This window comes from Aliiglaciecola sp. SL4, from assembly GCF_041538045.1.
Taxonomy (GTDB): Bacteria; Pseudomonadota; Gammaproteobacteria; order Enterobacterales; family Alteromonadaceae; genus Aliiglaciecola.
The window spans coordinates 1-15,499 of record NZ_JBGOSE010000017.1; the positions used below are offsets into that span (position 1 = coordinate 1).

The following is a 15,499-nucleotide window of genomic DNA, read 5'->3' on the forward strand; positions in this document are numbered from 1 at the left end:
CACCCTGTAGTCGGTGGCTTTAGCCCCGAGCAGACATAGGTGTGAGGTTATCCATATTCCATGGCCTAAAGGCCATGCTACAAGCCCCGCGGAAACCCCGGTGGGAGGTTATCCATATCACAATAACCTGTAGTCGGTGGCTTTAGCCCCGAGCAAAAACCGATGAAAGGTAACCATATTCCATGGCCTAAAGGCCATGCTACAAGCCCCGCGGAAAAACCGAGAAACACCAACGGGCTAAAGCCCGTCCTACAAATCAACCTGTAGGCGGTGGCTTTAGCCCCGCACAGACATAGGTGTGAGGTTATCCATATTCCATGGCCTAAAGGCCATGCTACAAGCCCCGCGCAAAAACCGAAAAACCCCAACGGGCTAAAGCCCGTCCTACAAATCAACCTGTAGGCGGTGGCTTTAGCCCCGCGCGAAAACCTCGGTGGGCGTTTAACCATCCTCCATGGCCTAAAGGCCATGCTACAAGCCCCGCGGAAAAACCGAGAAACACCAACGGGCTAAAGCCCGTCCTACAATTTGCTACTCGACTTAAATATATACAAACTGGAATTTTATCGGCAAACTTAAAGTAATAAATCTAAAAACAAAAAATCAAAGCAGTAAAACGGACTTATTCTATGAATACTAATCAACATACAAAAACTTATGCAGACTTTCTCAGAAATACATTTTTCATTGTTTTATTGAGTGTATTTTCAACCCTGAGCAACGCGCAACAAATGGGAGGAAGCAATACAGATTCTGCGTTTGCAGAAGCATCTGCACAAACCGCTATTGCCTTCGCCGAAGCCCTGAACAACCATGATATTGATAGCTTAGGGGAGAAGACCGACACTGCGAGTTTAGGTCGGATTGTTGGCAGTGCATTGTTTTCTAAACAACGTGACATCAATGACTTTGTCAGGGGATTTTCGTCAGAAGGCACGCGAAAAACGTTAATTAACAATTTGTTTGTACAATTTTTTAATGAAGAATCAAACTCCAGTTTTATACGCATGCTTGATGAACAAGGGGCTCTAAGACCACTTATTCGCATCGATTACTCGTCTGGTGGACACGAATACCTCATTTTATTTCTGAACGAAGATCAAAAAATATATGATTTCCATATTGCCAGCAAAGGCGCGCAATTTAGTGACTCCTTAACCCAAGCCACAGCGTTGATGATATCGACTGATGATTCATTCTTTGGCAAAGTCTTTGGTAAAGAAAAAATTAACAACGATATTGTAGCTAAATTTCAGCAAATTGGCAGACTGCGCCAAACAGGGCAAATTGAACAAGCTTATACATTGCTGCAAGACATGCCTGAAGATATGAAGAAACAACGGGTGATAATTGATACCGGTATTAGCCTTGCACAAAATATCAGTGATGCGGAATATTTAAAGCAACTTGGCATGCTCGATAAATATTTTGGTGATTTGCCATCTACTCAATTTATGCTGATCGATTATTACGTGATGACCGAAGATAACGTCAAAACCCAGCAGGCTATGGAGAATGTAATTAAACGTTTTGGAATGGATGGAGCCCTCGGGGAGCTAAGTGCAAACTTATATTACAATGCGGGAGAAATGAACGAAGCGCTAAAATACGCTTATTTAGGTGTGAATGCTGAACCTAGTTTTGAACCACCCTATTGGACTTTGCTGACGATTTATAACGAACAACAAAACTATCAAGGTGTTGCCGATACGTTAGATCTCATCAGTGAGCGATTGTATTACGAGTTTACCCCTGAAAGTTTAGGTTCTGAACCTGCATTTGCTGGTTTCTTAGCGTCAGATGAATACAATTTGTGGTTACAAAATTAATCAAATGATTAAAAAGTGATAACTTCAACGCACTAAAATTATGAACCTGAGTTGGCATGTACCTTTGCCAGCTTAGGTAAATTTCCATCCATCCCAACAGCATGTTTAATCAAATCATTTTTTAACGGTGACAAATGATTTGTTGCACTCAAACCGATATCTCTTATCAATTTTTTGACTGGATTTTCACCATTAAAAAGTCGTTTAAAACTCTCCATTACGGCTATCATTTGCAACGCTTCTGATTTACGCCAACGTTCAAATGCGCGCAGGTTTTTAGTCAAACCTATGTCTTTGTTTTGCTCATGTAATTCAATAATGACTTCGGCCAATGCCGCTGCATCGGCAATCCCTAAATTCGCGCCCTGCCCTGCCAATGGGTGAATGGTATGAGCGGCATCGCCAATTAATACAATGCGATCACTTACCCACTGACGGCAATACCGCATTTTTAAGGGATAACTTGCACGTGGGCTAAGCAACTTAATTTGCCCTAAGCGCAAGTCACTTTGGGCACTCAATGCATGATTAAAGGCGTTTTCATCCAAGTTTAACAGCGACTCGGCCTTCTCTACTCGCTGTGACCAAACAATTGAACAAAGATTTCTTTCGTACAATGGTAACAAAGCAAGGGGACCATCAGGTGTAAAAACCTGTCGTGCTACGTTGTCGTGAGGCAACTCGGTTTCAATGGTAGCAACTATCGCAATTTGATCGTAATCCCAAAAGGTGAGTGGCAAGTTTGCCACTTTACGAACTAAGGAGTTTGCGCCATCAGCCCCCACCACTAGCTTGCTACTTAAATGACTGCCATTTTCTAAACTAATGAAGCTTTCTGACTGACCAATGGAAATATTGGCTATTTTGGCACTGTCGGCTATTTCCACATTAGACACTTGATTTAATTGCTGCAACAGCCCTAAGCGAATAGCTTGATTCTCAATAATAGTGCCTAAGTGTGCTTTGTGAATATCTGCTGCCGAGAAATTAATTTTGGCAAAGCTATCCTGCTCCCACACATGCATATGTTGATAAGGCTGCAATCGTTGATTATAGATGCCTTGCCAAGCTCCTAAATTGCTAAAAACGTTCTGACTGGCAAGGTTAATAGCGCTAACCCGTAACTCAGGCACTTCGCTAAGGGGCTTGTCTGCTGGTTCAGAATCTATAATCACGACCCGTAAGTCGGTGTTTTGTAAGGCAAGGGCGGCGGTTAATCCAATAATGCCCGCTCCGATAATTGCCACATCATAATTTTGCATGGGATTTTCCTGATGTTCCGTGAAAGCCCATGGCGTGGTGAGCTAATATTTGTTTTAACCGAGGATGACTGTCTAATATACCGAGGGCCAAATTGCGACCAATAACAAGGGGCGGATAACGATTAGAAAAAGTATGAACCAATAAATCTGTTGCGCCAATTAAACGTGCTTGGTCATTCTTACGATTCTGCTGGTAACACTGTAACCCAGAATAACTACCTATATCCGAGGTTTTATCAGATGACTGGTTTGACAGTATAATTTGTACAAGTTCATACACGTCTCTTAAGCCCAAGTTCAATCCCTGACCGGCAATGGGATGTAATGTCTGACAGGCATTTCCTAGTAGCGCGGTGCGATGTTGAATATGTTGTAATGCTCTACTTTGTACCAGAGGAAACGCACTGCGGTTTCCCACTGCTTTTATTTTTCCTAGGCGATAGCCAAACTCATCTTGTAAACGTGCGATAAAATCCTTATCGCTCAACGCCAATACAGACTCACATTGGCTACGAGATAAAGTCCAAACTAATGAACTTCGATAAGAACCAGGATGCTGTGATGCAGGCTTTAGTGGTAACAAAGCTAATGGCCCATCAGGAGTGAACCGTTCAAATGCGGTATTGTTATGATCGTCAAATAGCGCCACATTCGCCACTATGGCAGATTGTTGATAATCTTTTAGTTGGGTATCGATACCTGATTTTTCGCGGGTTGGAGAATTTCCTCCCTCAGCAATTACCAGTAACGAGGCTTTTAATCGTTGTTTATCGCCTAATACCAGTTCCACATAATCCGCCGATTTATGCAATTGATCTATGCTTTGCCCGAAATAAAAGGTGACTTGTTGTGCATAAGCTTTTATTTCATTTTGTAATAACTCAACCAACACCGGCAGTTCAATCACCTGCCCTAACGCATCGAGATGGTAATCTTGTGCATGCAAAGAGCTTCTACCCAAATGCCCTTTATCTGACACATGGATGTGAGATATAGGACAGCCAAATTTAGACAACGACGTCAAACCTAACGCACCGAGTATTTGGGTAGACTGGGCGGAAAGTGCCACGCTGCGCAAATCCAAAAAGCTATCATTGTTAGAAGTGCAATTATCAGCGTTTGAGTTAGTAGACTTAGGGGAGTTTTCACTCTTATTTTGCGGTTCGGGGCGTTCATTTGCTTCTATGACAGCAACGTTTAACTGGCTTTGCTGTGCAATGGCTAAGGCTAAAGTCAGACCGACAGCCCCGCCACCAGCGATCACCAGATCAAATGATTTTTCAGCCTTATTCATTATTGCTATTTCGCCATCAAATTTTCTATTTCTGCAATGGTTTTGGGAACCTTACCAGTTAGCACTTTATGACCGTCGTCAGTGATCACAATATTATCTTCAATACGGATACCGATGCCTTTCCATTTAGGATCAACTTCAGCCGATGCAGACACATATAAACCTGGCTCAACCGTCAACACCATTCCAGGTGCAAACTCTCGATCTGCGCCATCAATCTTATAATTTCCCACATCATGGACATCTAACCCTAGCCAATGACCAAGTCCGTGCATGAAAAATTGGCGATAATGCTGTTGTTCAATATTGTCCTGTAACTCTCCGCTCAGCAAGCCCAAATCAAGCAAGCCAGTGGTTAGCACTTCTATGGCTTTGTCAGAAGCGGCTTTAAAAGTGCTGCCAGGTTTAAACAACTCAAATGAAGCTAACTGTGCATCTAACACTAATTGATATAAGGCTTTTTGCGGCTCCGTAAAATGTCCATTTACTGGGAATGTGCGGGTAATATCGGCGGCGTAGCCCTGTAATTCAGCACCCGCATCAATCAGTACGAGTTTATTATCTTCAAGCTCACAATTGTTTTCGGTGTAATGCAGTATGCAGGCATTATCACCACTACCGACAATAGTAGAATAGGCTGGTGATTTAGCTCCGTGCATAGCAAAGTGGTGATGAATGGTTGCTTCCAAATGGAACTCGTTTTTTCCCACTTCGCTCAATTGCATTGCGGCAATGTGCGCGTCTGCTGATATGTCAGCAGCTTGGGCCATAATTGAAAGTTCGAAATCAGATTTAAATAAGCGCATTTCATGCAACAAAGTGCGAATATCGAATTCACAGTTAGGCGCAATTTGTGATTGTTTGGGTGCATTTCGCAGTTTGCTCAGCACTTCATCAATTAACACATCACTAGGGCCATGATGTCCACGGGCAAAATATAAATTTTCATGGCCATTGATATAACTCACCAAACCCACTTCGATATCATCAATTGGGTGGGCAATATCCACCTCATAATCTGCAGGTGCGGCATCCACACCTATGCGTCTGCCTTGCCAAATTTCTGCCAATTCATCTTTGGGTAAACAAAACAAAGCGCTGAACACATCCCCCATCAAAGAGCTGTTGCTAATCACTAAATACCCATCAGGCTCAGGAAAACCAGACAAATAATGAAAATCGCTATCTTGACGAAAGGGAAATTCGGTATCGTTACTACGGGTGACCAAGTTGGCAGCAGGCACGATAGCGATGCTATTTGGTAGCATTTTGTCGCGTAAAATTTGTCGTCGTTTAGCGCATTCTTTGATTAATTCTGATGACATTAATGTACCGTCTTAGGTTCAGTTTGTGCTTGATCAGCTGAGTGACCCAATTCATTGAAACATAACATGCAAGACACTCGCACATATTCAATCACTTCGAACAGGGCCTTTTCGGCTTCCTCGTCTTCAGGCATGGTGTCGTCCATACGAGAAATTTCATAGAAATCTTCCAGCGCTTCTTTCACATCCGCTGAACAGGCGGTTAAGTCCGCTTGGTGAAAACCAAAGCCCAACATAAACCCTTGAATCCAGTTAATTAAGGCTTTGCCTCTTTCATTAATCGGCGCAGAATCATCAGGCATGCACAGGGTTAAGGTGAAATCGGTTTCTAACAATTGTTGGCAGGTATCATTATAAAGTGCGGTTAACTGCTCTTGCACCTCATTAGGTAGGTTGTCACCTTGATTGATTGAATCATTTAGTGCAGCTGACCAGTCTTGGCTCTCTAATGCCATGCCACCGGCTAACATACCGCAAAAAATGCCATGGACTTCTGATGCATCAGCCAGAATGTTGTGTTGTTCTAGCAAGGTAGACAACTCTTCATATTTTAAATGCGATGGATTCAATTCGGTTTCCTTTATTTTCATTCATACCAATTCCACTCAAAAACAGGTACAAGATAGGGTTCCCAGATCGTATCACTACCAAAGGGGCCTGCCTAGAGCATGACGGAGCTTAACTAACACTTTAGGAGATTGATGTTAACCGATTGAGTGTCAAATACGGCAAAATAGTCCAGTTTCTAAGCAACTTAAAATGAATTGCCAGTTTTCGATTTTATTTTGGCGTCGCTATGCTAAAATTCGGATCTCTCCTGGGGTGTTTGCCAGTTCAGTTTTGTCCCTGGCCGATGCTAATTAACCTGGAAATTGATTCCACTACTATTGTGCAAGCTTGGCTAGTATCAAGACGCCTACGGTAGTGATGATGTTTCCGCCCTGAACTTTCGGTTCACGGGCCCACACCGAACAGCGGCATTTTGGGAGACTCTAATTTCACAAGGCGATGTGTCAATTTATTTGACACATCGCTTTTTCTTTTCCTCGCAAAAAAACTTAACCGACTGATTTTTATCAAAACAAATCTTTTCGGTTCATAAATTGCAGGTTAATATAATTCAGTATAATACTGTTGATTGGATGAAACAGGCGCTTTAAATAAGAATAAAATGAAACTGTACTTTACACACTAGTAAACCATTCAAGTACAGCCGGCATGCACAATGGAGCAAGCCTGAAGAATAACTAAAGCAGCAATAAGTGGTGGAAGCAACACCCTTTTGTCGTCACTGAACATTTAAAATTAACTTTAAAAAGATATCAATTAGATGAAACTGCCCTCAACAGAACAACAGGCAATATATAATGCTTGCCCTGAATTTTTTGATGATCTAGATACCCAAATTGAATGGAAATGGGATGCTCATTTTGGCTGCCTTCTTGCTGAGTTCTCAGTGGATCATGCCCAACACGTTTATGCTATCGCGAAAAAACACTTTCCTCATTGTTGGAACAAAAAACAGCTTAAAAAAGCCAATCCATATCTCAGACACCGTGCTGGTTTCTTTGGTATTTTGGAAAAGAAGCAAGAACTGTTAAGTAAAGATACCAATGGAGAGCATGCAGTCATGTTATCTTGGTGGCCTTGGGGGCATGGTGCAACCGTGTCAGTGCGAGTGTTTGAGATAAATAAACAACCTTACGAAAAGCCACAGGGATTTTTAGATAAATTATCAGCTATGTTTACGCAATAATCCATTAACCTATAGGTTGAAAAATGGCATCTCAGTTTGAGATAAATTAAAAAATGTAGCTTTCAATAAAAAAGTTGACCAAATGGTCAGGTTAAACTGTTCTTTTTAGCGTAAACTTGTGGTACAAACTCACTTCTTTGTTAATTCTTCGTGTTAAATTGGAATTTTTATGGCTGTTATTAATTTTGGGTCAATCAATATTGATCATGTTTATCAGGTCGATCATTTTGTTCAACCGGGTGAAACCTTATCCTCAACGGATTACCAACAATTATTGGGAGGAAAAGGAGCAAACCAGTCAATCGCACTAGCTAAAGCAGGTTCCGATGTTCGGCATGTAGGTAAAATTAATGAACATGATGCCCACTTTAAGCAAGCAATGATTAAAGCAGGCGTTGATTGTAAATATGTGCAATGCACAGACTCGCCCACAGGTCACGCCATTATCCAGGTAGCCTCTTCAGGAGAAAACGCCATAGTATTATTTGGTGGCGCAAATTTAGAAATAGATAATAAAGATGTGCTCCAAGCTTTAGATGATGCCGATGAATCTGCTTGGGTACTTACGCAAAATGAAACAAGCTCCATTGACATTGTATTTCAAGAAGCTAAAAAGTTAGGTTTAAAAGTTGCTTTTAATCCAGCCCCCATGACAGATTCAGTGAAACAATTGCCCCATGACTGTATCGATTTATTGATTGTTAACGAAGTGGAAGGCACTGAAATTGCGGGCGTTAACGATATTGACGAAATGGAATCATATTTCCGCGAGCAATGGTCACATGCAGAAGTGTTAATCACCTTAGGCAAACAAGGCGTGCGTTTAGTCTTGGCTGAGGAAACCATTGATGTGCCAGCATTCTTAGTTGATACAGTAGATACTACAGCGGCAGGCGATACCTTTATCGGCTACTTTTTAGCTGCCTATAGCCGTCGCAATAAACCCAAAGAAGCCTTAGTGCGGGCGTGTGCTGCTTCAGCAATCGCGGTGACTCGTAATGGCGCAGCCCAATCTATTCCAAGTACTGAAGAAGTAGATCTTTTCCTCAGTCAAAATCAAGCTTAACTACAACTTATCATTAAAGAGAACGATTATATGGCTCATAAAATAATTCTCGATACCGATCCAGGTATTGATGACGCAATGGCAATCTTTTTTGCCTTCCAATCACCTGATATCGAGGTATTAGGTTTGACCACGGTTTACGGTAACGTACCTGTGACTATGTCGGCTCAAAATGCTTTAACCTTGTGTGAATTAGCCGACCAAGATATTCCAGTCACCAAAGGTGTTGGCATGCCGTGGGTAGGCCCTGAGTCAGGATATGCGCACTTTGTGCACGGTGATGATGGTTTTGGCAATATCGATTTCCCTGCCTCAAAACGTGAACTCGACCCACGTAGTTCAGCTCAATATATTGTAGACATGGCCCGTCAACATCCAGGTGAAATCACCTTAGTTGCCATTGGCCCATTAGGTAACTTAGCCTTAGCACTGCGTTTAGAGCCGGAATTACCTAACTTGGTAAAAGGTGTCGTTATTATGGGTGGAGCCGCCTTTGTAAAAGGTAATGTGACGCCTGTTGCTGAAGCTAATATATGGAATGATGCCCATGCTGCTGAAATCGTTTTTGCAGCATCTTGGGATCTTAAAATGTTTGGCTTGGACGTCACCAATGATGTTCCATTCACTTTAGATTTCCTTGATGAGCTCGAAACTAAAAACCCTAAATTAGGTGGTTTTGTTAAAAAGTCTTCACAGTTTTATGTGGATTTTTATTCACAAGATAGAGATGACCGCGTTTGTTTCTTCCATGATGCCATGCCGCTTGCCTATTTGGTGGACCCCAGTTTGTTTGAATTTACCCGTGGCCACGCCAGAGTATCTACGGATCCATTAAACAAAGGACAAACAACAGTTGCACCTAAGGGCAGCACCGCTAGCCCCTTATGGTTAGAAGCGCAACAAATCGATGCAGCAACCAAAGTTGATCATGATCGACTGCGTAAACTGTACATCGATACTTATTCTTATTAATCTACGCAGTTCAAAGGCTTAATAAGAAGCTTTTTTGTCGAAGATGGTGATTGACATTACCATCTTCGATAATTGATAAGGTGATTGCTTTATTTACTGGTTTATATACTGTACGGGGGAACTGGTCCTCGTTACCCTGTTTTCGTCAAAGGTGCCTCGACATTGTTAGAAAGCAAAACTCAGTTACGCAAAAAGTTTCGGTTATTACGGCGTAATCTCAGTCCTGAACAACAAAACCAAGCCAGCCACCAAGCTTTACAAACGGTAATCAAAAACAAGCTATTAGATCACGCTGAGTACATCGCGCTTTATCTTCATCAAGACGGTGAGTTGTCATGTGAAGATATCATCCAATGGTGTTGGAAAAATGGCAGAAAAACCTATTTACCAGTATTAGATCCGAATCGTGAAAACTATTTAGTATTTGTCGAATATGCTGCAGATACTAAGATGCAAAAGAATCGATTTAATATTCCAGAACCGGTTATAACGATGTCAAAGGTTAGAACCCTGTCACAGCTCGACAGTATATTTTTACCTTTAGTTGCTTTTGATGAAAGCGGTAATCGATTAGGCATGGGAGGTGGTTTTTATGACAGAACCCTTGCACAACTCACTTCTTCTATACAACCGCAACTTTTAGGTTACGCCCACAACTGTCAGCAAGCCGCAAACCTAACTACCGAGAGTTGGGATATTCCAGTCCATAAAATAATCACCCCCAGTCGCGTTATTTCCATCTGAGTACAGCCCCCCTTTCCTCAGTGTTACTAGCCGCACAGGAACTAAGTGCGTTATACTCTGCGCAAATTTATAAAATGTGACTAACATTGCCATTTAAAGGATCCCCCCATGACTCAAGATGAAAAGAAACGCGCCGCTGGCGAAGCTGCGGTTAAATTTGTTACGGACGACAGTATAATTGGTGTGGGCACCGGCTCGACAGTTCACTATTTCATTAGTGCACTAGAGAGCGTGAAACATAAAATTAAAGGGGCAGTTTCCAGTTCTGATGATTCAACGGCAAAATTGAAAGCAATGGGCATTGAAGTATTTGACCTCAACTCTGTAGACAAATTTGATATTTATGTAGATGGTGCAGATGAAATTACGAAACATAAACATATGATCAAAGGCGGTGGTGCTGCCCTAACCAGAGAAAAAATCGTTGCCGCCGTTGCCAAGAAATTTGTATGCATTATCGACGATAGTAAACAAGTTCCCGTTTTAGGTGCTTTTCCACTACCTGTTGAAGTTATTCCTATGGCCCGTTCATTTGTGGCTCGGGAATTAGTAAAATTAGGTGGCGATCCGGAATATCGCCAAGGTGTTACCACTGATAATGGTAATGTGATCCTAGATGTACACAACCTCAAAATCCTCAACCCTGTGGAATTGGAACAACAGATCAATCAAATTCCTGGCGTAGTAACAAATGGTCTGTTCGCTATGCGTGCAGCAGATATTGTATTAGTCGCCACAGACTCTGAAGTAATTGAGATTGAATAGACGAAATTAATATAACAGGCTCTTTCTTATTTGAAAAAGTTCTGGTATTTTTCACTTTCAAATAGACGTCCAGATGTCTCTTAAATCTGACATCTTTCACTAATTATGTACGGGAACATTAATGAGCAAAGTATCACTACCCAAAGAAAAAATTAAGATATTGTTGCTTGAGGGTTTACACCAAAGTTCAGTGGAAACTCTTGAAGCCAATGGCTATACCAATATTGAATATATCAAGACGTCTTTATCCGAAGAAAAGTTAATGGAAAAGATTGCTGATGTTCACTTTATTGGAATTCGTTCTCGTACGCAGTTAAATGCAAATGTAATAGACGCGGCTAAAAAACTTGTTGCTGTTGGTTGCTTCTGCATTGGTACCAATCAAGTTGATCTTAAAGCCACTCAAAAACGCGGCATTCCAGTGTTCAACGCGCCCTTCTCGAATACGCGTTCAGTGGCTGAATTAGCCCTTGGACAAATTATTTTATTACTTCGTGGCGTGCCAAGTAAAAATGCTAAAGCACATCGCGGCGAATGGGAAAAAAGTGCCGTAGGTTCTTACGAAGCCCGAGGCAAAACCTTAGGCATTATTGGTTATGGTCACATTGGTACACAATTGAGCATATTGGCAGAGCATTTAGGTATGCGTGTTCAGTTTTATGATATTGAAGACAAATTGGTACTGGGTAACTCCACACAGGTTAAAACCTTAAAAGAATTGTTGAATACATCTGATGTAGTTTCGTTGCATGTACCTGAAACGGCACAAACTCAAAACATGATTGGCAAAAAAGAGTTAGCGATGATGAAAGACGGTGCAATCTTAATGAATGCCGCCAGAGGAACCGTTATCGAAATTGATGCACTTGCTGAAGCGATGGAATCAGGTAAATTGAACGGTGCAGCAATTGATGTATTCCCAGTTGAACCAAAATCAAATGACGAAGAATTTGTTTCGCCCCTAAGAAAGTTTGATAATGTCATTCTGACCCCACACGTAGGCGGAAGTACTCAAGAAGCCCAACAAAATATTGGCTTCGAGGTTGCTGGGAAACTGGTTAAATACAGTGATAATGGCTCTACGCTTTCTGCGGTTAACTTCCCTGAAGTATCGTTACCAGAACATACTGATCGTTCTCGATTGTTGCATATCCACGTTAATGCGCCTGGTGTCTTAACCCAGATTAACCAAGCGTTTGCAGCTCATAACATCAATATTGCAGCACAATATCTACAAACTAACGAAAGCATTGGTTACGTGGTAATTGACGTTGAAACGGATGATGCAAAAGAAGCGTTCGAGCAACTAACTAAAATTGACGGTACAATTAAAACTCGTATTTTGCACTAAGTAACTCGCCCTTCGCCATTATCATTATGGGGATTCTGGTTTGGGTCAAGAACAGTCTCTTGGCCCATTTCAAAGCTAAAGTCTCCCCTTAAGCCCTGTGCATCTCCAACCTGATCTATATTTAATCAAATGTCTTATTAAGCTAAACTTGAAACAAATTCCCCCCATAACAGTGGGTAAAAAATCAATCTATTATTTAAAATGTAACCTTGCGAATTAAAGGGTATATTAAACAGAAATTTATTAATCAAAAAGTCGTTCTACTGCTTAAGTTGTTAAGATTAATGGGAATTGGGAATGAAATGTAAATATAAGATATTTTGGTTTAGTTCAGCGTTTATTTGTTTTAACGCTTTGGCAATATCGGTTACCGTTGATGTTTTTAGCAATACAGATAAACCTGTTTTTCAAACGGTGGTTTATTTGGAGCCTGAAGGGGACGTAGAGATCACTCAAAACCATCAAGACATTGCGGTCATGGATCAGGTTGATCGCCAATTTATGCCACATATTTTACCTGTGCAAAAAGGTAACAAAGTGGTTTTTCCAAATTCTGATTCCATTAAACATCATGTTTATTCATTTTCTCCAGCCAAGCAATTTGAGTTGAAGCTGTATAAGGATTCCGACGCTGCCCCCTTACTATTTGAAAATCAGGGTGAAGTGGAGTTAGGCTGCAACGTACATGACTGGATGCTTGCTTATATTTGGGTAGTAGACACTCCCTTTTTTGCTAAAACGGACCAGTCTGGTAAAGTCACAATTGACGTGCCTAAAGGCCATTACAGTGTGAAAATTTGGCATCCTAGAATTCAAGATGACTTAGACGCATTAACTCAAAAAATAAGCATTGAAGCCCCTATCAACATGAGCTTTAAGCTACAGGAAAAGCTTTTAGAAGACCTCAGCTTTTATGAGCAACGAGCAGACAAATTAACCGACTACTAATGCCCTAGTAGCATTGCAACTTGGACTTTTACTTTTGATAGTTAAGCATAATTTTAATTATAAAACCTTAATTGCCATCTTAATGTTTATTCTGTTGTTCAGTTTGAATTTGTTGACTCCTGCTGCTGCAAATCAAGTTGGCGGCATTGTGCAAGTGTACATTGCTGACACCGACAGTTGGCAGTCTTACCAAAACAACGGAACAGGGATCCTCCGTCACGATGACGATACTGTAGGTATACAGCAAGCTCTGTTACATACAAACATCGACTTAGTTTCGAACGTCAGTCTCGATGCTGTTGCTCACTATTATCCCGACGGTGAACAGCAATTGGGCTTTTCACAACTATCCTTGCAATATAAACCCTTAAGCCCAAATAAGATTAAATTTAAGGCTAGAGGAGGCTTCTTTTATCCACGTTTATCGTTGGAAAATATTGATGATGGTTGGCTTTCTCCTTACACCTATACCCAATCTGCAATCAATAGTTGGGTGGGTGAAGAGATGCGTACACTTGGCTTAGAATTTTCAATTTATAGTCCAGGCAGAGCCAGAAGAAGCCCTTGGTCATGGGAAGTGATTGGCGCGGCGTTTAAGGGCAATGATCCCCTAGGTACATTAATCAGTTGGCGTGGGTTTGCCATGCATGATCGACAGTCTCTAAACAACGACAGAGTTAACTTTGCTCCCTACCCCACTGTCATTGATACTGACTTTATATGGCACCCAGACTACGTTGAACCCTTTCATGAACTTGATCGACGATGGGGGTTTTATATTGGTTTACACCTCAGTTATTTTAACCAATCAAGCTTCCGTTATTATTACTATGACAACCAAGCTGACCCATTAACTGTAAATAGCCAACGACTTTATGGTTGGCGAACTAAATTCCACTCTTTATCTTTCCAACATAAATTCAATAGCAACACACGCTTGATTAGTCAGCTTATGACAGGCAGCACTGTGATGGGAGTAAAGTTTGTGTATGTGGATTTTGATGCCTGGTATCTAATGCTCAGCCATCAGGTATCGCAACACCGTATCAGCCTGCGTTACGACAGATTCATGGTAATTGAAGATGATGTATTTCCTACTGACATGAATAATAGCGATGGTTATGGACTGACGTTAGCTTGGCGCTATGATCTAGATGACAACTGGCAATTAGGCATAGAACAACATTTCAATAAAAATACCGCGCAAAATAGAGCCCAACTTGATCTGCCAATAGATGCTAATCAGCAACAAACCTTATTAGTGGCACAATTTCGCTGGTAGTGTTCTCTTAGAAATAAAAAAGCCGGCGTAACAGCCGGCTTTAAACAAACAAATAAGCAGGGTTTAGAAGAAAGTGTAAACCAAAGTTACTGCCGTTTGTGTATCAAGCTTTTCAGTATCATCGCTTGCACCAGAGTTATGATCCAAAGTCACACTAAATTTCATTGATAAAGAACCATTAATTGCTGCAGACAATGAGGTCACAGATTTAGATTTTGTGTTGTCTTCACCGACTTCAGTTGATAGCAATTGTTTAAAGGTCGCTGTATCAGAAATCTTCCACTGATAATCTAACGCACCACGGACAATTAACCCTTTCTCAGTTTCACCTGGTACAAGAAGTCCAGCATCATCAAAAGTGTCTGCAGTTTTATTATATGAATAACCAGGACCTACACTGTATTCAAATGACGATGTTTCGTCTGCCCACAACTTTTGGTTCCAACCAGCGGCAAGAGTAGACTGATAATCATAGCTACTGAAACGATCATCTTCGTAAGAAGCAAAACCGAACAAACGGTGATCTGGGTTTTCTAATTTATAGTTTGCTTGGCCTGATAGAAACCATTTTTGAGCAGTGGTTTGACTAACAGTTTCATCATCCACTGTCACTTGGTCTTTTTTGTATAGCCCTTCAACAATAAAGTCGTTGCTCCACTTTTCCAACTCTTGATGAGCAGATAACTTCCCCTTAACAGAAGTAGTTTCAGTATTACCAGAGGTGACGATTAAACCAAACTCGCCATCCATAGTAAAAGGTTTAGTTTCTTCTGCGCTAACATTTGCTGCCATTGCGCAAAATATAACTGAACTTAAAACTGATTTTTTCATTCGACTTTCCTGATTTTAATTAAAATAAAAACAGCTACTATTATTATTGTTGTACTGAATATTGTTTGAAACAT

14 protein-coding genes and 1 other RNA gene are annotated in these 15,499 nt (G+C 41.2%); 10 read left to right on the forward strand and 5 right to left on the reverse strand.

What is annotated here, in order from left to right; all coding sequences use genetic code 11:
• The first annotated feature begins 629 nt into the window (after positions 1–629).
• The gene (locus AB6T38_RS17640; RefSeq protein WP_372548550.1) at positions 630–1,829 is read left to right on the forward strand and encodes a hypothetical protein; all 1,200 of its coding nucleotides are present in this window, start codon (positions 630–632) and stop codon (positions 1,827–1,829) included.
• A 38-nt stretch (positions 1,830–1,867) separates the two neighbouring features.
• On the opposite strand, the gene AB6T38_RS17645 is transcribed toward AB6T38_RS17640, so the two are convergent.
• The 4 genes from AB6T38_RS17645 to AB6T38_RS17660 are packed head-to-tail and all read right to left on the reverse strand — an operon-like array spanning position 1,868 to position 6,279.
• Entirely contained in the window at positions 1,868–3,091 is a 1,224-nt protein-coding gene (locus AB6T38_RS17645; RefSeq protein ID WP_372548551.1) for an FAD-dependent oxidoreductase, read from the reverse strand.
• Positions 3,078–4,385 carry a 2-octaprenyl-6-methoxyphenyl hydroxylase gene (ubiH, locus tag AB6T38_RS17650; RefSeq protein ID WP_372548552.1) on the reverse strand — a complete coding sequence of 436 codons (1,308 nt, stop codon included), beginning with the start codon at positions 4,383–4,385 and terminating at the stop codon, positions 3,078–3,080. Before ubiH ends, AB6T38_RS17645 begins: the two co-directional genes overlap by 14 nt.
• A 5-nt stretch (positions 4,386–4,390) precedes the next feature.
• Positions 4,391–5,710, reverse strand: a complete 1,320-nt coding sequence (gene pepP, locus AB6T38_RS17655) for a Xaa-Pro aminopeptidase (protein WP_372548553.1) — start codon at positions 5,708–5,710, stop codon at positions 4,391–4,393.
• The gene (locus AB6T38_RS17660) at positions 5,710–6,279 is read right to left on the reverse strand and encodes a UPF0149 family protein (RefSeq protein WP_372548612.1); all 570 of its coding nucleotides are present in this window, start codon (positions 6,277–6,279) and stop codon (positions 5,710–5,712) included. The genes pepP and AB6T38_RS17660 overlap by 1 nt, the downstream gene beginning before the upstream one ends.
• Positions 6,280–6,521: 242 nt before the next feature.
• On the opposite strand from AB6T38_RS17660, the gene ssrS reads away from it, so the two are divergent.
• The 9 genes from ssrS (at position 6,522) to AB6T38_RS17705 (ending at position 14,594) form a co-directional block, all read left to right on the forward strand.
• A non-coding RNA gene (gene ssrS, locus AB6T38_RS17665) (6S RNA) lies at positions 6,522–6,703 on the forward strand.
• A gap of 337 nt (positions 6,704–7,040) precedes the next feature.
• Entirely contained in the window at positions 7,041–7,466 is a 426-nt protein-coding gene (locus tag AB6T38_RS17670) for a hypothetical protein (RefSeq protein ID WP_372548554.1), read from the forward strand.
• Positions 7,467–7,635: 169 nt separating this feature from the next.
• Positions 7,636–8,532, forward strand: coding sequence for a ribokinase (locus tag AB6T38_RS17675; protein WP_372548555.1), 897 nt, complete (start codon positions 7,636–7,638; stop codon positions 8,530–8,532).
• Positions 8,533–8,562: 30 nt separating this feature from the next.
• Positions 8,563–9,504 (forward strand): nucleoside hydrolase, encoded by a 942-nt coding sequence (locus AB6T38_RS17680; protein WP_372548556.1) that lies wholly within the window; start codon positions 8,563–8,565, stop codon positions 9,502–9,504.
• A gap of 162 nt (positions 9,505–9,666) precedes the next feature.
• Positions 9,667–10,248 carry a 5-formyltetrahydrofolate cyclo-ligase gene (locus tag AB6T38_RS17685; protein WP_372548557.1) on the forward strand — a complete coding sequence of 194 codons (582 nt, stop codon included), beginning with the start codon at positions 9,667–9,669 and terminating at the stop codon, positions 10,246–10,248.
• Between the two features lie 108 nt (positions 10,249–10,356).
• A complete protein-coding gene (rpiA, locus tag AB6T38_RS17690) occupies positions 10,357–11,013 on the forward strand; it encodes a ribose-5-phosphate isomerase RpiA (RefSeq protein ID WP_372548558.1) in 657 nt (218 codons plus the stop codon).
• A 121-nt stretch (positions 11,014–11,134) separates the two neighbouring features.
• Positions 11,135–12,364: a phosphoglycerate dehydrogenase gene (gene serA, locus AB6T38_RS17695; protein WP_372548559.1), complete on the forward strand. Its 1,230-nt coding sequence runs from the start codon at positions 11,135–11,137 to the stop codon at positions 12,362–12,364.
• Positions 12,365–12,661: 297 nt separating this feature from the next.
• Positions 12,662–13,312, forward strand: a complete 651-nt coding sequence (locus tag AB6T38_RS17700; RefSeq protein ID WP_372548560.1) for a methylamine utilization protein — start codon at positions 12,662–12,664, stop codon at positions 13,310–13,312.
• Between the two features lie 34 nt (positions 13,313–13,346).
• Positions 13,347–14,594 (forward strand): hypothetical protein, encoded by a 1,248-nt coding sequence (locus AB6T38_RS17705; RefSeq protein WP_372548561.1) that lies wholly within the window; start codon positions 13,347–13,349, stop codon positions 14,592–14,594.
• Between the two features lie 63 nt (positions 14,595–14,657).
• On the opposite strand, the gene AB6T38_RS17710 is transcribed toward AB6T38_RS17705, so the two are convergent.
• Positions 14,658–15,425 carry a YdiY family protein gene (locus AB6T38_RS17710; protein ID WP_372548562.1) on the reverse strand — a complete coding sequence of 256 codons (768 nt, stop codon included), beginning with the start codon at positions 15,423–15,425 and terminating at the stop codon, positions 14,658–14,660.
• Positions 15,426–15,499 lie beyond the last annotated feature (74 nt).